We start from the raw sequence: 23,491 nt of genomic DNA, 5'->3' as shown, positions 1-23,491 counted from the left end.
TTTTTATTGGTGGTTCCGGCACTTAACTTAGGTGCTCTATCTTTATTAAAGAAATGGCCATGAATGAGCAAAAAAACGCTGTCATAAAACAGATGCAAAGTGATCCTGATCAAATAAGAAAACTGCTGGCCGAGAATCAGGAGAGGAGGAAGGAGCTGACCGCCATCAATCAGACGATCAGTCTGATCCGGTCTAACCGCCGGCTTGATGAAACCCTGAGTGAATTGTGCAACATCCTGCAGGATGCCTGGCAATATCCTGAATACACCGTAGTGAGGATCATCTATGATCATCATCATTATCACAGTGTCAACTTTGAGGAAACCCCGTGGGCTCAGAAACAGGATTTTGAAGCGATCGACGGAAAGAAAGGTGCCATCGAGGTTCATTATCTGAAGGAGTTCCCACCATCGGACGAAGGTCCGTTTTTGAAAGAAGAACGTGATCTGATCATGAACATCAGCGGCATTCTGGTAGGATACCTGAACAGCTTGAAAGGGCTGGAAAATGCCTACGAGACCAGGGAGCGTCTGAAGGAGATGGCCTGCATCAACCGCACGACCAGTATCCTGAAGGAAGGAAAACCCCTGGAGGATTCACTTCAGCAGATTGTCATGATCCTGCCCCAGGCGTGGCAATATCCGGAATTTACCGTGGCCCGCATTCGCTTTGCCGGAATGGAATTCATCTCCCCCGGCTTCAGGGAAACAGGCTGGACCCAGCGTCAGCCCTTTATCACCATCGACAACCAGGAAGGTTCCATTGAAATTTTTTACCTGAAAGAGTTTCCCCGCTCCGATGAAGGTCCCTTCATGAAAGAGGAACGGGAGCTGTTGCATAATCTCTCCGAATTGATCATCGGATATCTGAATAGTCTGAAAGGAAAGGCCATCCTGAAAAAAACACTGTCCGATCAATCCATTCTTGATAAATTCAAACCCACCTCCGACCAGCCGAAATACGGCCGTCACCTGCTGCATAATTATCTTACGCACAGTAATATAAACAGGGATATCTATCACGACCTGATGCCGTTCAAAGTCAGGGAGATCCTTTTGGTGGCGAGCCTCTACGATGCTTACAATATTGAAAAGGAAGGAAAGTTCGCCGAGTATGTCCTGGGTGAGTTCCGACAGCTGAATTTAACATCCATTCCGAGGATCACAGGTGTCTCGACGATCGAAGAAGCGATGGAACAGTTGCGTAAAAGACACTATGACCTGGTCATCGTCATGATTGGAGTGGATAGGACCACCCCGGTTGAACTGAGCTGCCTGGTCAAAAGAGAATTCCCTTATATCCCTGTATTCCTGCTGCTCAACAACAACAGGGATCTGGCGTCGTTCGAGAACAACATCGAGCTGACACGGTGCATCGACAACCTGTTTGTCTGGAACGGGGAATCCAGGATGTTCTTTGCCATGGTCAAACACCTGGAAGACAAGATCAATGTGTCCAATGACACCGAAGTCGGACTGGTCAGGATCATCCTGCTCATCGAGGATTCGTCGAAGTATTTTTCCCGGTATCTGCCGCTGCTGTACCAGATCGTGATGGAGCAGACCCGTCAGATCATTACGGATGTCAGCTCGGATGAATTGTATAAAGTATTGAAGCTGAGAGCCAGGCCCAAGATCTTGCTGGCCACCAACTATGAGCAGGCCATGCAGATCCTGAATAAATACAAGGATCATATGCTGTGCCTGATCACGGATATGAAATTCGACAAGCAGGGTATTCCCCTGGAAGATGCCGGAGTGGAAATCATCCAGCAAGTCCGCAAGGACCTCCCGCGCCTTCCGGTCATTCTTCAATCGTCGGAAAAAGAAACTGAAAAAATCGCCTTTGATCTGAAAGTCACTTATATTGATAAAAACTCCGATAGCCTGCTGCAGGATCTGAAAAGTTTCATCACCCACTACCTGGGCTTTGGAAATTTCTTTTTCAGGGACAATGAAGGAAATGAGATCGCGGTTGCCCAATCGCTAAAGGAGTTTGAAAGACAGCTGAAGACGATCTCGGACGAATCGCTTCTGTATCACGCAAGACACGATCACTTTTCGCTGTGGCTTATGGCACGGGGGGAAATTCAGGCCGCCCGTATCCTGCATCCCAAAAAAGTGGAGGAGTTCAAATCAACGGAAAACATACGTCAGTATTTACTCAGCGTCATTCAGCAGTTCCGCGACGAGCAAAATAAGGGCAAGGTGGTCCCCTTTGAGGAATCCAACATCCTCGACGAAACCAATGTTGTCAGCCTGTCGTCAGGATCGCTGGGAGGCAAGGGCCGCGGCCTGGCCTTCATCAACACGCTGATCTACAATTTCGACTTTCCCAGTTACATACCCAACATCAACATCAAAACACCCATCACATCCGTGATCGGGACCGACGAATTCGAGTACTTCATGATCCGGAACAAATTATACGACAAGGTTATGTATATGGATGATTATGAAGTAGTTAAAAAGATGTTCCTGAAAGGTAATTTAACGGAGACCCTTATCAGGCGGTTGAAAACCTACCTCAAACTGGTCACAAGGCCCCTGGCCGTGCGTTCATCCGGTCTGTTTGAAGACTCCCTGATGCAACCCTTTGCCGGTATTTTCGAAACGTACCTTCTGCCCAACACGCATCCTGATCCCATCAAGCGGTTAAACCAGCTGATGGATGCCATCAAGCTTGTTTACGCTTCTGCCTTTTCGCCCACTGCACGCGGCTATATTCAGTCGATTAACTATAAGCTGGAAGAAGAGAAAATGGCCGTCGTACTGCAGGAGGTGGTCGGCAACCGGTTTGAAGACGCGTATTATCCACATGTAAGCGGTGTTGCGCAGTCCTATAACTTTTATCCTTTTTCCTACATGAAACCGGAAGAAGGATTTGCCGTTCTGGCACTTGGTCTGGGTAAATATGTGGTCGAAGGAGAAAAAGCCCATCGTTTTTCTCCAAAATATCCCAATGTGGAGATCAATACGCCCAAAGCCCAGTTCCAGAACTCCCAGCTGGAATTTTTTGCCATCGACCTGAAAAAGAAAGAGCTGAACCTTCTGGAAGGAGACACAGCCGGGCTCGCCCGCCTGGACATTGACGATGCCGAACGTCACGGCACGCTGAAGCATTGCGCCTCCGTCTACAATGCTGAAAATAATACCATCATGCCGGGATTGAACAAGCCCGGACCCCGGATCGTTAACTTTGCTGACATTCTGAAATACAATTTCATCCCCCTTGCGCAGACCATCGATGTTACGCTGGATATTGTCAAGGAAGCACTGGGCTCTCCCGTCGAAATTGAATTTGCCGTGGATCTCAATAAGGACAAGGATTACAGGGCATCGTTCTATTTGCTGCAGATCAAGCCGTTGATTGGCAGTGCACAGGATTACCATGTCGACATGGATGAAATTGACAAAGAGAAGCTGCTCTTGTACACGGAGAAAGGAATGGGGAACGGAATGATATCAAACCTTCACGATGTCATTTATGTCGACAAAAACAGGTTCGATAAGGCCCGTACCACGGAGATGGCCGAAGAGATCGACCGGCTGAACACCCAGATGGGAAAAGAGGGCAGGCAATATGTGCTGATCGGTCCCGGACGCTGGGGCAGCCGTGACCGCTGGATTGGCATACCGGTCAACTGGCCCCAGATCTCCAACGCAAAGATCATTGTGGAAACAAGCCTCGAAGGATTTCCCCTGGATGCCTCCTCAGGCTCGCACTTCTTTCATAATGTCACTTCGATGAATGTTGGCTATTTTTCGATCCAGGAGGAAAATCCAAAAACATTCATCCGCTGGGATATACTTGACAGGCAATCCGTGGTCACCCAAACTGATTTCTTCAACCATATTCGATTTGAAAAACCGCTGATCATAAAAATGGACGGGAAACAACGCATTTCGGTGATCATATGGCAGTAGAGAAGAGGCTGATTGAAGCATATTCGTAAAAAAGATACCTTGTCGGCAGGATCAGAGCGTTTGTAACAATTATATTTGCATTACGTTTAATTATACTATTATGTACGAATTTCTTTCCTTACGAGTCAAATGCCCCATGTGCGGTGAAATGCTCATGGATGAAGATCAAACGGTGGATAACGAAGCCAGCATCAAACTCACTATCCGGATGCAGGACCAAAAAGGCACCATCCATCTCAGTTCAATCTATGGCAGTTATAATTATCTGTGTGACCTCGAACTACCCTTTGGAAATGTTGCCAGTTTTTATTGTCCGCATTGTAACCAGCAGATTACTTCTCAGGTGGAATGCCTGACCTGTGGTGCAACGATGGTGCCCTTTCACCTGGATATGGGAGGGAAGGTTGCGATTTGTTCACGAGCCGGCTGTAAAAACCACACTGTGGAATTCATCGATCTGGGGGACGCACTGAAACGCCTTTACCAGGAATATGGTTTCAGGGAGAGGGGACTTTCAAAACAGGAGGACCGGCCTATTTATAAAATGGAGAAAAAAGTGGATGAATTCAAAGAGATCATCGCATCAGGAACTTTTCTTCATACATATTGCCCACTCTGTTTAAAGAGCCTCATTGAAGATGACATGATCAAACTGGACATCACCAATGAAAGAAACGAAGAGGGCATAATCATGCTCAGCCCTTACCTGAATGTATTCACGTCAAAATCAACTGTTTTTCTAAGAGAACATGAGACCTTGAAAGATATTAAATGTCCGCATTGCCATCAAAGCCTGAAACTGGGGGACAAACTCTGCGCTTGGTGTAATTCTCCGGTCGCCAGGATCAATATTTCCGCACGGATCAAGTTCATTGAATTTTACATCTGCACCCAGAAAGGTTGCCGTTGGCATGGTCTCAGTGATGATGATCTGTATGAGATAAAGATCGATGATAGCCTGGAATGGTAATTTTATCCTATTTAGATCACTTAATCCGCAAAGCTTATGTTTCAGATCAAGCGAAAAACAGAGATGGCCCAAGGGACGATCATAAGTTTTGACATTGAAGCCCCAAAAATAGCGCGGAAAGTCAAGGCAGGTCAGTTTGTTATTATTCGCGTGAATGAAACCGGCGAGCGGATACCCCTTACAGTGGCCGATAAGGATGAATTTGCCGGGATCATTACCATCATTTTCCAGGTTGTTGGCAAGACAACGGCACTGATGCGATCGCTTAATGAAGGGGACTTTCTTAAAGATGTTGCAGGACCACTGGGCCAGCCTGCTGATACCGGGAAAAAAGGAACAGTTGTCATGATCGGAGGAGGTACGGGGATAGCCATACTGCATCATATCACCAAGGCTTTTAAGGAATCGGGCAATTATGTCATTGGCATCATTGGTTCGAAAACCAAAGACATGCTCATCCTTGAGAATGAAATGTCGATCCTGTGCGATGAACTGATCATAACAACAGATGATGGTACCTATGGCGAACGTGGATTTGTAACCGGTCCGCTAAGTAAATACCTGGAAGAACGATATGATATTAAACTGGTTTATGCCATAGGTCCGATTCCAATGATGAAAAACATCGTGAAGCTTACAAAACAATTCAATGTGCCAACCATGGTGAGTTTAAATCCAATTATGATCGATGGTACGGGAATGTGTGGCGGATGCCGGGTCCGAGTGAGCAACGAAATCCGGTTCTGCTGTGTAGATGGACCTGACTTTGACGGATTCCAAGTGGACTTTGAAGAGTTGGATAAAAGAAATAATATGTATCTGGCCGACGAAAAAGCATCCCTCTTATTTTCCATCCGTTAACCCAGGCGACCTATGTTAGAACAGGACGTACGATACCTGAAATTTAAGACTTTCCTCAGTTTTTATTGTCCTCATTGTAAAAAAACGTTTAATATTGAACGCAAGGATGAGCGATCCCTTCTCTTCACAGCCAGGTACAATCAAAATGAATTCGAGCTAAGACTGAGTCCTTACCTGGATGTATTTGATGTTAGGGCTTCTGTTCAACTTAACGACGGAGAGATCCTGGATGACTTGCTCTGCCCGCAATGTAAACAAAGCATTGTTAATTCTGAGGTCAGGTGCGCAGATTGCGGATCCAAGGTAGGAGAAGCGATCGTTTCAGCCTATGCCAAGCTTATTCCTTTTTATTTCTGTTTGAAATATGGGTGTCATTGGCATGGGATCACGAAAGAAGACGAACGGTTCATAAAGTTAAAGATACCACGGCAGGCGATGCCTGAGCAGGACAGAGTGGTCCGCACCAGTAACTTTCAGGAAGTGCCCTATGGTTTTACAAGTGAGCTGGCTTTGCTGGAAGCCGGAAGGTGTTTGCAATGTAAGAAACCCGGGTGTGTGGATGGATGCCCAGTCAATATAGATATTCCGGCTTTTGTCGAAATGGTTGCACAAGAGAAATTCGACGCTGCGGTAAAAAAAATCAAGGAAGCCAATCTTTTCCCCTCTATCTGCGGTAGGGTGTGTCCTCAGGAATCGCAGTGTGAAGCGCACTGCATCCTGGGCAAAAAAGACGAACCCGTGGCCATCGGTAGGTTGGAACGTTTTGTGGCCGATTGGGAACGAAAAACCGATATGGTTAAGATTCCGGAGATCAAAATAAACGCGGGAAAACGCATTGCTGTCGTTGGCTCTGGACCAGCAGGGCTAACGGTGGCTGCTGATATGAGGCAACTGGGGTATGAAGTAACCATCTATGAAGCCCTTCATGAACCTGGCGGAGTTCTTATCTATGGCATCCCTGAATTCCGTCTGCCTAAAAGCGTTGTCAAATTCGAAATCGATTTACTCAAGAAAATGGGAGTCAGGGTTGAGTTGAACCATATCATTGGCAATATCCTGACCATTGACGAATTATTGGAGCATTTCGATGCCGTTTTTATCGGTGTCGGAGCAGGTGCACCCTGGTTTTTAGGTCTGGAAGGCGAAAGCCTGGGCAATGTTTTTTCAGCCAATGAATATCTGACCAGAATGAACCTGATGAAAGCCTATCGCTTTCCGGAATATGACACACCCAAACCAAAAGGAAATAAAGTAGCGGTTATCGGAGGAGGAAATGTTGCCATGGATTGTGCCCGAACGGCAATTCGTACAGGAGCAACCGAGGTGACGATCATCTATCGCCGTTCGAGGCAGGAGTTACCGGCCCGCGCAGAAGAAGTTCATCATGCGGGTGATGAGGGAATCAAATTCAGACTTCTGACAAGTCCCATCCGCTTTCTGGGTACGGATAACAAGATGGTCAAAGGAATGGAATGCATCAAGATGCAACTGGGTGAGCCTGATGCATCGGGCAGGCGAAGGCCCGTACCCATTGAAGGATCTAATTTCGTTCAGGAATGTGACATGGCCATCGTTGCCATTGGAAATGGTCCAAATCCGATCATATTCCAGTCCACACCAGATATGAAGCTTGATACCAGAGGATATATCCAGGTCACTCCCGATACCATGGAAACTACCAAGGAATTTGTCTATGCCGGCGGAGATATCGTCACGGGATCTGCGACCGTCATTCTGGCTATGGGAGCCGGGCGCATCGCTGCCAAGGCTATGCACGCCAAATTATCCAAAGCCCCTCTGAAAAAACGAAATAATATCTGATTAACCGATATCCGATATCCGATATCGGTTAATCGGATATCCCTAGAGTTTCCTGATCTTGATATTCCGGAACCAGACATCGTCGCCATGGTCCTGCAGGCCAATATACCCTTCTTCCGCCGTGTTGACGAACAGGTCGTAATCCTTGAATTTACTGCCGGCACACATTTTCTTCCAGTCGTCCGTCCACAGGTGATATTCCAGCACCTTCTCCCCGTTCATGAAATGGGCAACCGTTCCGTTATAGACCAGTATCCTGACCGGGGTCCACTGCATCGGTCCCTTGAAGTTCTGCGGCACGGCCGGAATAAGATCATACAGGGCTCCGGCCTTACGGTTCCCATCGATCCCGAGCTTGGCATCCGGATGGTTGAAATTATCCAGGATCTGCATTTCGGGAGAACTCTTCCAGATCGGTTCGCCTTCCACCTCCCTGGCCAGGTAAAAAATCCCGCTGTTGCCTCCGGTATCCACCTTCCATTCGAGCGCCAGTTCAAAGTTTTTGAACTTCTCACGGGTGATGATATCCCCTCCCTGGCCGGCTTCTCCCCTGCCTGACCCGATCACGTGAATGGTTCCGTCCACTACCTCCCATCCTGCGGGAAAATCAGGTTTGTTGTATCCACGCCAGTGTTCGGTGCTTTTACCGTCAAAAAGGAGTTGCCATCCTTCACTGATTTCGGCCTGCGTCAGCGTGTTTGGCGCTGCCATTTGTGCTTCAAGTTTCACTTTACCAGGAGTCGTTCCCTGTTGACTCACGTTGGATGGACTCTTGCATGCTGCTATCATTGTTATTGCCATTATAGTAATCATTAGCTTTTTCATTGTTCTATTGTTAAGTTGTTAAGTTGTTTACTGATGACTGCCGACTGCCGACAGCTGACTACAAACTCCATCCCTCTTTGTACGTATGTTTAATGTACTCCTCAGCGGCCTGTTTGGCGTTGATCGTTGCATGCTTTGTATCGAAATGCGGATGGCCGTCGATGATCTGGAACTTATCGCTGGTCACCACCCTGATCTCGTCGTTATCGCCGATATTGGTGAAGCGCATGCTCTGTCCGTCCCACATCAATTCGCGTTTGAGATCCTGCAGTCTGACGGCAACCACGCCCATCACGACCATTTCGTTCATGGGACCGGAATAGCCGAAATTAGAACTGGCCTCGGTGCGGTTCTCAAGGCTTTCCTTGCATGCCCTCACCCAGTCCATTTCGTGGCTGGTCTCTATCCTTCGCAGTGAGGGCAGGGGACGCTGATAGGTTTCATCTGTGGATAGCGGCAGCAGGAAAGGATCTCTTCCGTAGCAGCCACTCATCAGTTTCCCTTTGGAACCGATGAACAGCACGCCTCCATTGGAGTCGCGTCCCATGATTTCACCTGCCGGGAGTTCTTCCGGCCGCGGAGGCAGCAGTCCTCCGTCCCACCAGGTAACCTTCACTTCCGGCATGGCCAGCCGGGGCAGATTATCGCGGGCAGGGAAGGTATAGGTGACCACTTCGGCCAGAGGCGGAGATTCAGTGTTGAACTGAGAGGAACTGCCCTGGACTTTCACAGGGTATTTCAGCATCAGTGCCTTGAAAATGGGATCCATGATATGGCAGGCCATATCGCCGAGGGCGCCCGTTCCAAAATCCCACCATCCCCTCCAGTTCCAGGGATGGTAAATGGAGTGATACGGTCTGTCGGGTGCCGGGCCCAGGAAAAGATCCCAGCGGATTGTTTTGGGGACCTTCATCACATCGGAGGGCCGCTCCAGTCCCTGCGGCCAGATGGGCCGGTTGGTCCAGGCGTGGACCTCCCTGATCTCGCCGATGGCTCCGTCCCAGATCCATTCGCAGGTTTGACGGATCCCTTCGCCTGAATTACCTTGGTTACCCATCTGGGTGGCCACCCCGTACTTTTGGGCGATTTCCGTCATCTGACGCGATTCCCAAACCGAATGGGTCAGTGGTTTCTCACAGTAAACATGTTTGCCGAGCTTCATGGCATTGATGGCAATGATCGCATGGGTATGGTCGGGTGTTCCTACCACCACTGCATCGATCTGGTTTGCCATCTTATCCAGCATCTCCCGCCAGTCATAAAACTTTTTTGCCTTTGGAAATTCATCGAAGAGTTCTCCGGCATATCCCCAGTCCACATCGCACAGGGCGACGATGTTTTCACTTCTGACTGCCTTGATCACCCCTCCGCCCCGGCCACCGATGCCGACACCGGCGATGTTCAGCTTATCGCTTGGAGCTGTATGCCCCAAACCGGAAACGACATAGCTTGGCAGGATCGTGAATCCGGCAGCAGCCACGCCAGCTGTCTTTAAAAATGTCCTGCGGTCCATGCCGGCTTCTTTTTGTTTTTTATTGTCACTCATGATGTACTTAATTATGGTGATACGATTTCCTGTTCGCAACCTCCGTTTAGATTAAATTATTCCGAATATAGTTATAACTATCTTTCACAGATTCAATTGGACTTTTTGTGTAGCTCTCCTGTTCCACGTAGAAGTATTCCATCCCTGCCTGCTCCGCAAACGTAAAGATCTCCCTGTAGTCGATGGATCCTTTTCCGATCACGGTGCTTTCACCCGAGGGGTCCATATCCTTGACGTGCCACAGGGCAAACCGCCCGGGATACTTCCGGAAATAAGCCACCGGCTCATATCCGCCCTTGATGATCCAGAAAATATCCAGCTGGAAACACACCAGTTCAGGATCGGTGTCCCTGAGCAGGATATCATAAAACACTCCCTCATCACCTGAGCTGAACTCTCCGGAATGGTTATGGTATCCAAAGCGAATCCCTGCCTGCCGGGCTTTTTCTCCAATCTTGTTCATCTCAGCGGCCATCCGCCTGTAGTCATCGGCTGTATCCACTTTCCTTCCGCCGGGAGAAGGCAACACGATATATTCCAGGCCTGCTTTGACGGCGGCTTCCAGATAAGCATCTGCATTCTGGCTTGAAATACCCGAATGGGTACAGGTGATGCGCATGCCCATATCCTCCACGATCCTTCTGAATTCGTGAGCGGGGATCCCGTAGAAATTCCCGTCAAACCCATAAGGCTCAATATGGCTGTATCCAATCCTGCTCACCTGTTCAAGCATAGGCAGGGTATCCTTTTCAATGGTATCACGCAGGGTGTAAAGCTGCAAACCAATATCCTTTTTCACCGAACAGGAAGGAAATGCACGCAATACCACGGTGCTGGCACTCAGAACGCCCACTGTTTTGAGGAACTCCCGGCGTGTTTTCATGAAATGATCGAATTTGTCCAGATTGAAAGGGCTAATTTATGAAAAGAAGAGAATTTAATGACGATGAAATGAAATTTTAGCAGGAATTTTTCCTGGAAAACAGAACACGGATGACACGGATACCGCGGGCGATCACGGTAGAATGATCCGCGATCTTCCGTATTGTCGGCGTCATCCGCGTTCCTTTGGAATAACCTTCCCGATTCCAGATACCAACTACAGAATCGCCTCCTGCTGCTTATCCCAGTACACCCTTCTTCCCTCTTTGTAGGCGATTGTGCCCATATGGGCAGTCATGGCCTCCTCGAACGCGGCCTCGATGGGGCAGCTTGGACGGGCGCCGTTGCCCAGGCGGATGCAGTTGAGCCATTCTTTCAGGTGCAGGTGCGACGTATCCACTTCCTTCCCGCCACGGTAGGTATAAAGCAATCCCCGGCTGGCAAAATATTTTTCAGTCGCAGAGGTTACGGCATCCACTCCGTCTTTGCCTGGTACATATGTATAAATGGGTTTGTGTGGCTCGATCAGGCCCTGTTCGATCTTGGCTTTATACCTGGTCGACTGGGGATCAGCGTTGATGACCAGCGTTTCGCTGAGTTCCATGTAGCCATCGTGACCCATGATCACCTTGCCCCTGTTCTTTTCGCTGGCCAGGGTTGCACTGTAAAGCAGCGTCAGGTCACGTTCCGGATACTCGAACGACATATTCAGTACATCGGGTACCGTGCGGCCATCCTTGAAGAAGTAAATTCCACCCGAAGCCACGGCTGAATGGGGAATGCCAAGATCCAGGATCTGGTTCATGGCATCGTACTCGTGGGTGAACAGGTCACCGCTCAGGCCCGTGCTGTAGTCCCACCAGCACCGCCAGCGGAAGAAGCGCTCCAGGCTGAACTCGTGCCACGGGGCCGGGCCGATGAACTGTTGCCAGTCGATCGTATCCGGGCCTGCCTCCGGGGGGATCTCATACACCCAGGCGCCGTTCGGGTCATTGCGGTTTGTACAAACCTCAATGAGTGAAACCTTTCCCAGTGCTTCCTGGCGGATCAGCGACCGTGCCACCTGGTAGCTGTCGGTTTGCCTTCCCTGATGCCCCAGTTGAAATACAATCCCCGTCTCTTTGACTACCCTGCGGATCTCATAGGTTTCACCGACCGTCCACGACAGGGGTTTCTCGCAGTAAACGTGCTTTCCATTCCGGGCAGCTTCCAGTGCCATGGGAACGTGCCAGTGGTCGGGAGTGGCGATGATCACAGCATCCACATCCGGGGCTGAGCAAAGTTCGCGGTATGTCTTATAGCGCACAGGTTCTTTTCCCGGTTTCCCTCCTCCGCCTTCCCTGCTGAAGTTCGAAGATGCCAGCATCCCCTTCCGTGCATTGGATTCAAAAACATCACAGATGGCCGTGATCTCAACATTCAGGTCTTCCTGCTCCAGGAAATTCTGAAGATAATCCCTGTAAAAAGGATCTTCCCCTGCATTTATACGCCACTTCTCAATGGATTCCGGCTGGACGTACCCGAGGGCCTTCAGCAGATAACGGCCACGGCTTCCGGTGCCGATGATGCCGATACGGATTTTGTCACCCTGAACCGCCGGCGCCTCCGCAGGCAATTGTATCTGAATGTTTTCCAACAGGTTACGATTGATTTCCCTGTCCCTTTTCTGACGATGGTACAGTCCGTAAGCTACGGCGCCAACAACCGGAAGGGTCGCAAGGCCTTTGATGATATCGCGGCGGGAAAAAGTGGCCATACGCGGAATTTGTTGTTATTTGTGGTTATTCGTGGTTATTTGCTCGGCGCTTTCAGCGCCTCGCGTCATTCAAGGTCATTTTTGTTAATTAGTCGGATTATACCTGCCACTATAAATAACCATGAATGACCATGAATGACTATGAATGACTATTAACCCCATTTACCCCTTTCCACTTCATTATCAACCGTTTGATTCCGATGATATGGCTAGTCGGGAAGAAGCAGATCACCAGCAAACCGAAAATTTCGACCATATTCTTATTCACGATGAAATAAACACCTTCTGATGGGAAAAGATATTCAAAGCCCGGCCAGCTGGGGTGGGAAAGATAATAAAAGGCCAGCAGAAGAATCCCGGATAATGAACTGATCCTGGTGAACAGGCCAAGGATCAGCGACAGGCCGATGAAGGTGAGTCCCCATTCATTCAGGAAATCTGCAACAGATAAGAGGGCTGGATTGGCAGTAATCCCGTTGAAGAATCCGGCAAGAAATCCTTTGGAATCCATCAGGTAAGCCCGGGCCGTCCAGTCTTCCTGAACGATTTTGGCAAGTCCCTCATAAAGAAAGTGCCAGCCGGTCACGATGCGGAGGGAGACAAGCGCAATAACCTGCCCTTTGGAGTAAGTCATGGTCATCATCTTGATGGCAAATGTATAAAAACCTGACTGATGGTAATAATTCTGAGGTGTTAAAGTATTTTCACAACAATTTTTTTACTTTTACAGGTCATATATTGATGGAAGACTATGCGCATTTCGAGGATCCATACCCAACCGGCAAAAGAGGACCAGAGTCCTGTTGATCTGTCCCTGCTGGACACCCTTTTATTGAAATATAAAGATAAAAAAGGCAATCTTATCCCTCTGCTTCAGGGTGCCCAGGATTTGTACGGTTATATCCCCAGGGAGGTGTTTGAAAAAATATCCCGGGTTAGCGGATTAAAGCTGAGCGATCTGTACGGGGTGGCAACGTTTTACGCTCAGTTCCGCCTGCATCCGGTAGGGAAAAAAATCATCAAGGTTTGCCATGGCACTGCCTGTCACGTCCAGAATGCCAGTACCATCACAGATTCGATTAAGGAATCCCTTGGGGTTAAGGACGGGGAGACCACGGAAGACGGGCTTTTTACCCTTGAATCGGTTGCCTGCCTGGGGTGTTGCTCGCTGGCGCCGGTGATGATGGTAGCCGGGGAGGTATATGGGAAGCTGACAGGAAAGGACGCCGTAAGGATCATCCGGGAAATTCGGATCAAAGAAAACAATTGAATGACCACTCTTTATCCATCCTGATATGGAAAATATTAAAGTAATCGTTGGACTGGGCAGTTGCGGGATTGCAGCCGGAGCAGGGAAAACCTACGAAAAAATCAACGCCCTCCGTCAATCCGAGGATCTTGGCTTTGAGCTGAAGAAAACAAGCTGTATCGGGATGTGCTACCGTGAGCCTCTGGTTGAAGTGATCGATGACACAGGCTCCTACCTGTATGGTGAGGTAGATGAGTTAAAAGCCGTTGAGATCATTGATAAGCACATCATGCAGCATGTTCCCGTGAAGGAATATGTGGTCCGTACCGACCTGTTTGCTACCGCAGACAATGATTTCATGGATAACCAGATCAAGATCACCCTCCGGAATTGCGGGTACATTGACCCGGAAAACATCGAAGAGTACGAAGGGAGGCAGGGATACCGTGCGATCAAAAAAATCGCGGGTCAGCGTATTTCCCGTATCGACGTCATCCAAACCGTGACATCATCCGGTTTACGGGGTCGCGGGGGAGCCGGCTTTCCAACAGGATTGAAATGGAAATTCGCAAACGACAACAAAGCCAGCGAGAAATACATCATATGTAACGCTGATGAAGGAGATCCGGGTGCCTTCATGGACCGGTCGGTGCTGGAAGGGGATCCGCATTCGGTGCTGGAAGGTATGATCATCGGAGCGTATGCCATTGAAGCCACCGGGGGGGTGATCTACTGCCGGGCTGAGTATCCCCTGGCCATCAAACGCCTTACGATTGCCATCGAGCAGGCACGCCGGAAAGGATACCTCGGGAAAAACATCCTGGGTATCGCGGGTTTTGATTTTGACATTCACATCAAAGAAGGCGCCGGTGCCTTTGTCTGCGGGGAGGAAACGGCACTGATCGCCTCTGTGGAAGGAGAAAGAGGCATGCCGCGCAAGAGACCTCCTTTCCCTGCCGCTTCAGGTCTGTGGAAAAAGCCCACGAATATCAACAATGTAGAAACTTACGCTAATATTCCGTGGATCATCCTCAATGGGGGTGAGGCCTATGCAAAGTATGGCACTGCAAAAAGCAAAGGTACCAAGGTGTTTGCTCTTGCAGGAAAAATAAAACGTTCGGGACTGGTGGAAGTACCCATGGGTATTACCATCCGTGATATCATTTTCAAGCTGGGTGGCGGAATCCGTGGCGATAAGAAATTCAAGGCCGTACAGCTGGGAGGCCCTTCGGGCGGCTGTATCCCGGAATACCTGGCCGACACGCCCATCGATTATGATTCAGTCACCGCCACAGGTGCCATCATGGGCTCTGGAGGGATGGTCGTAATGGATGAAACGACCTGTATGGTTGATGTGGCAAAATTCTTCCTCGATTTCACCCAGAAGGAATCCTGCGGAAAATGCACTTTCTGCCGGATCGGTACCAAACGGATGCTGGAAATTCTGATCCGCATTACCGAAGGCAAAGGGGAACAGGGAGACATCGAACGCCTGGAAGACCTGGCCTACCACATCAAAGATGGTTCTTTGTGCGCTCTGGGCCAGTCGGCCCCGAATCCGGTTCTGACGACAATAAAATATTTCCGGGATGAATATGAGGCACATATCCGCGATAAAAAATGCCCAGCAAAAGCCTGCAAGAAGTTGCTGACCTATGAGGTCATTCCGGAGAAATGCACCGGATGCATGGTCTGCGCGAAAAATTGTCCGGTGGAAGCCATTACGGGTGAACGCAAACAAATTCATTTCATTCACCAGGAAAAGTGCATCAAATGCGGAGTCTGTTTTTCCAAATGCAAGTTTGAAGCGATCAAGTTATCATAAGGACTGGAGGTTTTAAGAAAATCTGCCATGAGCGACGATCTGAACATACTACTTAACGGGAAGATACTAAAAGGCAAGTACGGGGAAACGATCCTTGAGCTGGCCAACCGGCACGGCATACAGATACCTACTTTATGCTACGATCCAAGGATGGAACCCTTTACATCATGCTTTTTGTGCATGGTGGAAATCGAAGGATTCCGCGGTCTGCAACCTTCCTGCTCCACAAGGATCAGTGAGGGGATGAAGATCACCACCGATAATGAAAGGATTCGCAGTGCCAGGAAAACAGCCCTCAGCCTTTTAGTAAGCAACCATTACGCAGATTGTATCGGCCCCTGCAAAGATACCTGCCCGGCTGGTGTGGATGTACAGGGATATATATCCCTGATCGAGAAAGGAATGGTCCACGAAGCCGTTGCATTGATCAAGGAAACCAATCCGCTGCCCGCCATCTGCGGCAGGGTGTGTGTCAGGCCCTGTGAAGTGGCCTGCCGACGCAACCTGCTTGACGAGGGCCATGCAGTCGGCATTGACTACCTGAAACGATTCGCTGCCGATAGAGACCTGAATTCCCCGGAGAAGTGGAAACCTTTGATGAAGCCCTCCACCGGTAAAAAAGTGGCCGTGATCGGTGCCGGCCCTGCGGGACTGTCCTGCGGATTTTTTCTTCAGAAAGAAGGACACCAGGTGGATATCTTCGAAGCAGCTCCCAGGGCAGGGGGATGGCTGCGCTATGGCATACCCGAATACCGTCTTCCGAACGATGTGCTTCAAAAAGAAGTGGACAACATCACAGAAATGGGAGTCCGCATATTTTTTAACAGAAAATTGGGTGAAAATCAAAATTATGAAGAGCTCAAAACTAAGTACCATGCTGTGATCATCGCCATCGGTTCACAAAAAGGTACGAACATCGGCTGTGAAGGCGATGATGCTATCCATGTGTTTTCCGGTATTGATTTTCTGAAAAAGATGGAACTTACCGGTGAGCGATTCGACTTTCAAGGTAAACGCGTTGCTGTGATCGGAGGAGGTAATACAGCTATGGATTGTTGCCGCACCGCCAGAAGATGCGGGGCCAAGGAGGTGATCGTCATCTACCGCCGCACGGAAAAAGAGATGCCCGCCAATCCGATTGAGATCCACGAATCCAAACTCGAAGGAGTCCGGTACATGCTTCTAACGAATCCAGCCAGAATAAACAAGAACACCGAAGGAAAGGTCACATCCATCACCTGTCAGAAGATGCAGCTTGGCGAACCGGACCGGTCGGGACGCCGTCGTCCCATACCCCTTGAGGGATCGGAGTTCGATGTACAAGTGGATTATATCCTTGCTGCTATTGGCCAAAAAACAGACGTAAACTTCCTGGATTGCATTAACAAATATTATGATGAGCGTGAACTGAAACTTAACCGGTGGGGAGATATTGATGCAGATCCGATGACCCTCCAGACAGGCATTCCCTCCATTTTTGCTGCAGGAGATGGCGTGAGCGGACCTGCCACACTCATCCAGGCCATCGCACAGGCCCGGATTGCTGCGCACAGTTGCCATCTTTTTCTGATGGAAAAGCCCGTAACTCCGCTCAAATCGGAATTCCTGAGCAAAAAAGAAAATTTCAGACAACAGGTCCCTGCGGATTATAAAGCTCATTTCCAACACCAGAAACGGGAAGAAATGCCCACGCTGGATCCCGGCCATCGCCTCAATTTCAATGAAGTTGAGCTTGGCTATGCCAACCTGCAAGTGGCCCTTCATGAAACGCAGCGTTGCCTGGAATGTGGCTGTGTGGAATATTTTACCTGCGACCTGAAGCGATATTGTACCGAATACGAAGCTGAACAGAACACCTATAAAGGTGATTTCACCGAACGGGAGATCGATTTCCGGCATCCTTACATCGAGATCGACAACAACAAATGCATTCTCTGTTCACGCTGCATACGTATCTGCCGTGAAGTGGCAGGAGCCAATGCACTGGGACTGGTTAACCGGGGTTTTGAAACCTATGTGGCACCCGCAATGGGCAAACCTTTGCAGAATACCTCCTGCGAATCCTGCGGATTATGCATCTCCACCTGTCCGACTGGTGCCATCACGGAAAATGTTCCATTCAAACCCGGACCGGTCAGGCTTCAACTGGCTGAAACCATCTGTAACTATTGCTCCGTGGGTTGTACGATCACTCTTAACCATAAAAATGGTTTTGTCATGAAAGTGACAGGAGCAGAAGGAATGATCAATAAGGACAGCAACCTCTGCAGGTATGCTAAATTCGGGTATCACTATATCAATGATGGATCCCGGATCACCAAACCCCTCTACAGGGAAAACGGTCATTTTCAACAAATCGAATTTGAAAGAGCTTTTCAAATCATCCGGGAACGCATTCGTAAAGTGAAACCGAATGAAAATGCATTTTTCGCAGGAGCCAGACTGTCCAATGAAGAGCTCTACCTGACCCAGAAACTGGCCAGGGCTGCTGTCAATACCAATAATATCAGCAGCTTCCATTACCTGAACCGTGGAACTGGGTATGCATTCGATTCCTCCAACAATGTTCCTTTTGAACAGATCAGCGGAGCCAGCAAAATTTATCTGATCGGAGCAGAGGTGAACATCGACAATGCTGTCGTTGGCTTCATGATCAACCAGGCACATCATAAGTACAACATCCCTGTCGAACTGATCACGGTGCATCCGAAAAGCACGATGATACCCAAAGTGGAATCCAGTGTGATCATTCAATCGTATTACCATTTTATCAGGGCTGTAAATTACTACCTGGTCACCAATAGTTTTGAAAACCGTCTTTTTATTGAAGATAACTGTGACGGTTTTGAGCAATACAAACAAGATCTGCTTAAAGAAAATTTCGTACACCTTCTGAATGCTTCCGGTGCTCCGATCATGGATAGGGTCATCGAATTTGCCAAGGAGATCAACCGGGAGATCAACGCCATTATCGTCTTTTCCGAAAAAGAATGCTGTGCCCGAACTGCTACTGAAATTTACAACCTGGCCTTGCTGACCGGCAAGCTGGGCAAGACATCCAATGGCATCATCGCACTCAGGGAGAAGAACAATGCTCAGGGACTGATCGACATGGGCATTACCCCTGAACTGGGAATAGGCGGAATCCCAATCTGTGACAGGGATTTGCATCGCCGTCTGAAGGAAAAGTGGCAGGTTCACTCCATCCCGGGAAGGGTATTGGACCTGTACGCATTGCTGGAAAATGCACAGTTGCGGAACCTGTTTATCTTTGGAGAAGATCCACTGGGATGCGCTTATAATAAAGCAAAGGTAGCTGGCTGGCTATCCATAGCGGACTTTGTAATGGTTCAGGATTATTTCCTGACTGAAACAGCCAGACACGCTCACCTGATCCTGCCAGCATCCTTGCCCTTTGAGTCCGGTGGCAGCTTCACAAACACACAACGAATGATCCAGACGTTTGAGAGAGTCCTTGAATGCCCCGTTGAGCATACCGGTTATCAGCAATTGAATGCATTGCTGGAAAAATTTGGATTTAACGGGACTTCCAGCCTCGAAGATATACGCCTGGAAGCGCTGACCTTGCTGAAGATCCCGGCGGATATGGAAAGATATACTTTCCATACGCCCGATGGGGCACTCGGTTCCCGAATGTTCCACCATGGCTGCGATATTGTGAACAAACGGTTCGACGAAGAGTTCACTCACGCCCTTTCATCCGGCCGGCTCCTTATAGGCGAATCTTCCCCTGCGTAGAGCTGACAGGCGGGAATCCCGCCATGATCCGGGCCACAACGTTTGCAGCAGCAGCGTCCGGATCTTTCACCTGGGTGTCAATTTCCTTGTTACCCGTTCCCTCCCAGATCAGCTGCCGGGTGGAGGCATCGATCACGTCAATGATCAGCGAACCGGTTTTATACTCATACACATCGAAGTTGGTCGTCGTCACACCCCCGCCCCACCTGTACGGACGGTAATATCCACCATAACCATAGGTATCAGCTGTTACGGATTGTTTATCCTCAATGATGGCTGTAGCATTGACCAGCATATCCGGGTCACTTTCATCCAGCTTAAATCCCTTCTTCTCCATCTCAGCCTTGATGGCAGCGATGAAGCGATTCTGGTTCAACTCACTTATAGCACCCTGTACATCCAGCTCAATGAAATCAAAAGTCTGGTATTTTGTGAAGTCGACTGACCGGTCATAATCGGTAGTGATCTTCAGTGAGCTGCAGGCTGAGAAAAATAAAAGCACCAGGCAGCAAAAGGCAAATTGGATCATTTTTTTCATGGTTTCGTTTTTAAATTGGTTAAACAGCGATCAATGAACTGACCAGATGGATCTGGTTACAGGCAAACTTGTGCCGCTCAAAAATAGCTATAATTTAACTCCGTTGCAATATCATCAAAAAGCCTTTGATCAAAAGAATCGTATATTTGTATTGCTACATCAACAAGCCTCAACATGACTGTGAATCCCAAGATTCTGAATTTAAAGCGGTATTATTTCTCCGATACGCCCTTCATCAACCTGATGAAGAAACGCATCTACCATGTGCTACTGGTGTCAAGTTCATATGATGCATTCATCCTGGAAGGTGACGGGCGGATCGACGAACAGATCTTTAACGAATATGTGGCGCTCAACCTCCGGTACCCCCCGCAGTTCATGCTCACCCACTCCAACGACGAGGCATGGGACATCCTTGAAAATGAAAGCATCGATCTGATTATCATCATGCTGAGTGCCGACAATACAGGGACCTTCGATCTGGCAAAAAGGATCAAGAATGCATACCCCAGAAAACCCATCATTGTTCTCACTCCCTTTTCCAGGGAAGTCAGCCTGAAGCTGAACCAGGAAGATTACAGCTACATCGATTATTTTTTCAGCTGGCTGGGAAATCCGGATATTTTACTGGCGATCATCAAGCTGATCGAAGACAAAATGAATGTGGAGCACGATGTGAATGAGGTTGGAGTGCAGGCGATCCTACTTGTGGAAGATTCGATCCGTTTTTATTCCAGTTACCTGCCGAACATCTACAAGATCATTTTCAAGCAATCCAAGGCATTCCAGCTCGAAGGGCTCAATGAACACCAGCAGATGCTGCGGATGCGCGGCAGACCCAAGATCCTGCTGGCTACCAATTATAATGAAGCCACAACCATCTATGAAAAATTCAAGAATAACCTGCTGGGGATCATCACCGATGTGAGTTATGAGCGAAACGGGGAAATGGACAAGGAAGCAGGAATCAAACTGTGCAGAAGGGTCAAAAAGGATGATGTTTTCATGCCGCTGTTGCTGCAAAGCTCCGATGCCGAAAATGAAAAGCTGGCCAAAGAGCTGAATGTGGGTTTTCTGAACAAGACCTCCAAGACCCTTTCGATCGAGCTGCGGAATTTCATCATCGAATTTTTTGCCTTTGGCGATTTCGTCTTTCAGGATCCTGAAACCATGGAAGAGATCAACCGGGCTCCTGACCTGAAAACCCTCCAGCTGAAGATGTTTGAGGTTCCGGATGATTCATTGCTTTACCACATAACCCATAACCACATCTCCAAATGGCTCCGGGCCAGGGCACTGTTCCCCCTGGCCGATCTGCTGCGTGATTTGCGTATGTCCGATTTTGACAATGATCTTGATGCCATACGCCGGTTCATCTTCGATGCCATCGGGAGCTACCGTATGTATAAGTCGCGAGGGGTCATCGCCGAATTCAACAAGGAAAGTTTCGATGAATACCTCAGCTTCACACGGATCGGAAGCGGCTCTATCGGAGGAAAAGCCAGGGGACTGGCCTTTCTGGACACACTCATCAAAAAGTACAGATTCCTCGATAAATACGACGACATCATTGTTTCCATCCCTAAAACGGTAGTCCTCTGCACCGATGTCTTCGACGAGTTCATCGAACAGAACGATCTTCATAAAATAGCCCTGTCAGACGCTTCCAATGAACAGATCCTGGAACAGTTTGCCAAAGCCAGGTTACCGTTCCGCATCCACGAAGATCTTTACACACTGATCAGCTATATCAGGAAACCCCTGGCCATCCGATCGTCCAGTCTTCTGGAGGACAGTCATTATCAGCCATTTGCAGGTATTTACAACACCTACATGATCCCTTATGTGGAGAATGACGAGCGGCTGATGATCCGGATCCTGAGCGAAGCGATCAAATGTGTCTACGCTTCTGCCTTCTTCACCGACAGCAAGTCGTATATGACGGCGACCTCCAACGTGATCGATGAGGAAAAAATGGCTATCGTGATTCAGATGATATGCGGAGAGAAATACAACAACCGCTTTTATCCTTCCATCTCGGGAGTGGCCCGCTCCATCAACTTTTACCCGATCGAACCCGAGAAACCTGAAGACGGGATTGCCAATATCGCATTCGGACTGGGGAAATATGTCGTAGAGGGAGGTGTTACCCTGAGGTTTTCGCCCAAACATCCCAGAAAGATCCTGCAGCTTTCCAACCCCGAGATGGCTTTGAAGGAGACCCAGAAAATATTCTATGCACTGAATCTGGATCCCTCCAGTTTTAAACCGGATGTTGATGACGCGATCAATTTGCTTAAAATTCCCGTAAATGAAGCCAATAAGGATAATTCACTGAAAAATATCGCCTCCACGTGGGATTTCGAGAACAATATCCTGCGGGATGGCATTCAGTTTCCGGGACAGCGTGTGATCACGTTTTCACAGCTCTTGAACCATAACGTCTTTCCACTTGCAGAGATCATCCACATGGCCCTTGAAATGGGATCACAGGAGATGAGCCGCCCGGTTGAGATCGAGTTTGCCGTCGACCTGAACCCGGTAAAAGGAGAACCCATGGTCTTTAACCTGCTGCAGATCCGGCCGATCGTTGACAATACGGAAATGATCGAAGAAAAGCTGGACACCATCCCCTTTGAAAAAACCATTTTATACTCACGGTCCGCCCTGGGGAACGGAACCATAAAGAATATCCGGGATATTGTCTATGTAAAGCCCCAGACCTTCATTGCCAGCAAAACACAGGATATCGCAATGAAAGTCAGCCGGTTGAATGAATGGTTCACCGGTGAGAAAAAAAATTACATCCTGATAGGACCGGGACGGTGGGGCTCGGCAGATCCCTGGCTGGGAATCCCCGTCAAATGGCCCCAGATCTCATCTGCCAGGCTGATAGTCGAATCAGGACTTTCACATTACCGCGTTGATCCCAGCCAGGGGACGCATTTTTTCCAGAACCTGACTTCGTTCCGGGTGGGATACTTCACAATCAATTCCTATATCCGGGAAGGACATTATGATGTTGATTACCTTTCCACCCTGCCTGCGGTTCATGAAGATGAATACCTGCGCCACGTCTGCTTCGGACATCCTCTTGAGATCTTCATTGATGGAAGAAACAAACTGGGGGTGGTGATGAAGCCGGAGTGAAGATGAGAGGAGAGAGGAGAAAGGAGAGAGGAGATATGAGAAATTTAGGTATGGGTAGAATATGGGTATGTTTTATCTTGCTTGTATTGCCATCCATTAAGGGTTTTACGCAGTATTTTGACCTGGGGCAGGATCCTGCATCGATCCGGTGGAGACAGATCCGGACACAAAATTTCCAGGTCATTTTCCCGGACTATTACGAGGCGAAGGCCCGCCGGTTTGCAGCGGGACTTGAGCAGGTGGCTGCCAGCGGAACCAAGACCCTCTCCTCCAAACCCAGAAGGCTACCGGTCATTTTTCACGCACAATCCGTCACCAGCAATGCCATGGTCCCCTGGGCACCCCGACGGATGGAAATATTCACCCCGCCGCCGCAGGACATG

Annotated in this window: 15 protein-coding genes; 9 read left to right on the top strand and 6 right to left on the bottom strand. The window is 48.8% G+C overall.

The features are described 5' to 3' along the window. Positions 1–59: 59 nt before the first annotated feature. The 4 genes from PKI34_10910 (at position 60) to gltA (ending at position 7,578) form a co-directional block, all read left to right on the top strand. Positions 60–3,926, top strand: a complete 3,867-nt coding sequence (locus PKI34_10910; protein ID HNS18320.1) for a PEP/pyruvate-binding domain-containing protein — start codon at positions 60–62, stop codon at positions 3,924–3,926. Positions 3,927–4,026: 100 nt separating this feature from the next. Continuing rightward, a complete protein-coding gene (locus PKI34_10905; protein HNS18319.1) occupies positions 4,027–4,896 on the top strand; it encodes a hypothetical protein in 870 nt (289 codons plus the stop codon). A gap of 36 nt (positions 4,897–4,932) precedes the next feature. Beyond that, positions 4,933–5,757 carry a sulfide/dihydroorotate dehydrogenase-like FAD/NAD-binding protein gene (locus PKI34_10900; GenBank protein ID HNS18318.1) on the top strand — a complete coding sequence of 275 codons (825 nt, stop codon included), beginning with the start codon at positions 4,933–4,935 and terminating at the stop codon, positions 5,755–5,757. Positions 5,758–6,165: 408 nt separating this feature from the next. Beyond that, positions 6,166–7,578 carry an NADPH-dependent glutamate synthase gene (gene gltA / locus PKI34_10895; GenBank protein HNS18317.1) on the top strand — a complete coding sequence of 471 codons (1,413 nt, stop codon included), beginning with the start codon at positions 6,166–6,168 and terminating at the stop codon, positions 7,576–7,578. A 42-nt stretch (positions 7,579–7,620) separates the two neighbouring features. On the opposite strand, the gene PKI34_10890 is transcribed toward gltA, so the two are convergent. From PKI34_10890 to PKI34_10870, 5 genes are all read right to left on the bottom strand, one after another. After that, entirely contained in the window at positions 7,621–8,379 is a 759-nt protein-coding gene (locus PKI34_10890) for a DUF1080 domain-containing protein (protein HNS18316.1), read from the bottom strand. An 82-nt stretch (positions 8,380–8,461) separates the two neighbouring features. Continuing rightward, a complete protein-coding gene (locus tag PKI34_10885) occupies positions 8,462–9,916 on the bottom strand; it encodes a Gfo/Idh/MocA family oxidoreductase (GenBank protein ID HNS18315.1) in 1,455 nt (484 codons plus the stop codon). A gap of 79 nt (positions 9,917–9,995) precedes the next feature. Next, entirely contained in the window at positions 9,996–10,832 is an 837-nt protein-coding gene (locus PKI34_10880; protein HNS18314.1) for a sugar phosphate isomerase/epimerase, read from the bottom strand. 216 nt (positions 10,833–11,048) lie between these two features. Further along, positions 11,049–12,587: a Gfo/Idh/MocA family oxidoreductase gene (locus PKI34_10875; GenBank protein ID HNS18313.1), complete on the bottom strand. Its 1,539-nt coding sequence runs from the start codon at positions 12,585–12,587 to the stop codon at positions 11,049–11,051. Positions 12,588–12,726: 139 nt separating this feature from the next. Further along, complete coding sequence (locus PKI34_10870) at positions 12,727–13,230, bottom strand: DoxX family protein (GenBank protein HNS18312.1); 504 nt, start codon at positions 13,228–13,230, stop codon at positions 12,727–12,729. A gap of 108 nt (positions 13,231–13,338) precedes the next feature. On the opposite strand from PKI34_10870, the gene nuoE reads away from it, so the two are divergent. The 3 genes from nuoE to PKI34_10855 are packed head-to-tail and all read left to right on the top strand — an operon-like array spanning position 13,339 to position 19,420. Further along, positions 13,339–13,857 carry an NADH-quinone oxidoreductase subunit NuoE gene (gene nuoE / locus PKI34_10865; protein ID HNS18311.1) on the top strand — a complete coding sequence of 173 codons (519 nt, stop codon included), beginning with the start codon at positions 13,339–13,341 and terminating at the stop codon, positions 13,855–13,857. A 25-nt stretch (positions 13,858–13,882) separates the two neighbouring features. After that, positions 13,883–15,661 (top strand): NADH-quinone oxidoreductase subunit NuoF, encoded by a 1,779-nt coding sequence (locus PKI34_10860; protein HNS18310.1) that lies wholly within the window; start codon positions 13,883–13,885, stop codon positions 15,659–15,661. Between the two features lie 27 nt (positions 15,662–15,688). Further along, on the top strand, positions 15,689–19,420 hold the full coding sequence (locus PKI34_10855; protein HNS18309.1) for an FAD-dependent oxidoreductase: 3,732 nt from the start codon (positions 15,689–15,691) through the stop codon (positions 19,418–19,420). Here the strand turns inward: PKI34_10855 and PKI34_10850 are convergent. Then, a complete protein-coding gene (locus PKI34_10850; protein HNS18308.1) occupies positions 19,395–19,958 on the bottom strand; it encodes a DUF4136 domain-containing protein in 564 nt (187 codons plus the stop codon). The genes PKI34_10855 and PKI34_10850 overlap by 26 nt on opposite strands. Positions 19,959–20,150: 192 nt before the next feature. Between PKI34_10850 and PKI34_10845 the strand changes: the two genes are divergently transcribed. Both PKI34_10845 and PKI34_10840 read left to right on the top strand, forming a co-directional pair. Then, a complete protein-coding gene (locus PKI34_10845) occupies positions 20,151–23,108 on the top strand; it encodes a PEP/pyruvate-binding domain-containing protein (protein HNS18307.1) in 2,958 nt (985 codons plus the stop codon). Positions 23,109–23,194: 86 nt separating this feature from the next. Then, a partial coding sequence (locus tag PKI34_10840) for a hypothetical protein (GenBank protein ID HNS18306.1) occupies positions 23,195–23,491 on the top strand: 297 nt, incomplete at its 3' end.

The sequence above is a fragment of the Bacteroidales bacterium genome (genome assembly GCA_035342335.1).
GTDB lineage: Bacteria > Bacteroidota > Bacteroidia > Bacteroidales > JAGONC01 > JAGONC01.
This window is presented reverse-complemented; position numbering and strand designations above follow the sequence as displayed.

Excerpts from the sequence above, each read along its gene's own strand:
- PKI34_10850 (HNS18308.1), bottom strand. The coding sequence starts at position 19,958 with ATGAAAAAAATGATCCAATTTGCCTTTTGCTGCCTGGTGCTTTTATTT.
- PKI34_10870 (HNS18312.1), bottom strand. The coding sequence starts at position 13,230 with ATGATGACCATGACTTACTCCAAAGGGCAGGTTATTGCGCTTGTCTCC.
- PKI34_10875 (HNS18313.1), bottom strand. The coding sequence starts at position 12,587 with ATGGCCACTTTTTCCCGCCGCGATATCATCAAAGGCCTTGCGACCCTT.
- PKI34_10855 (HNS18309.1), top strand. The coding sequence starts at position 15,689 with ATGAGCGACGATCTGAACATACTACTTAACGGGAAGATACTAAAAGGC.
- PKI34_10885 (HNS18315.1), bottom strand. The coding sequence starts at position 9,916 with ATGGACCGCAGGACATTTTTAAAGACAGCTGGCGTGGCTGCTGCCGGA.
- PKI34_10860 (HNS18310.1), top strand. The coding sequence starts at position 13,883 with ATGGAAAATATTAAAGTAATCGTTGGACTGGGCAGTTGCGGGATTGCA.
- PKI34_10910 (HNS18320.1), top strand. The coding sequence starts at position 60 with ATGAATGAGCAAAAAAACGCTGTCATAAAACAGATGCAAAGTGATCCT.
- nuoE (HNS18311.1), top strand. The coding sequence starts at position 13,339 with ATGCGCATTTCGAGGATCCATACCCAACCGGCAAAAGAGGACCAGAGT.
- PKI34_10900 (HNS18318.1), top strand. The coding sequence starts at position 4,933 with ATGTTTCAGATCAAGCGAAAAACAGAGATGGCCCAAGGGACGATCATA.
- PKI34_10880 (HNS18314.1), bottom strand. The coding sequence starts at position 10,832 with ATGAAAACACGCCGGGAGTTCCTCAAAACAGTGGGCGTTCTGAGTGCC.
- PKI34_10890 (HNS18316.1), bottom strand. The coding sequence starts at position 8,379 with ATGGCAATAACAATGATAGCAGCATGCAAGAGTCCATCCAACGTGAGT.
- PKI34_10905 (HNS18319.1), top strand. The coding sequence starts at position 4,027 with ATGTACGAATTTCTTTCCTTACGAGTCAAATGCCCCATGTGCGGTGAA.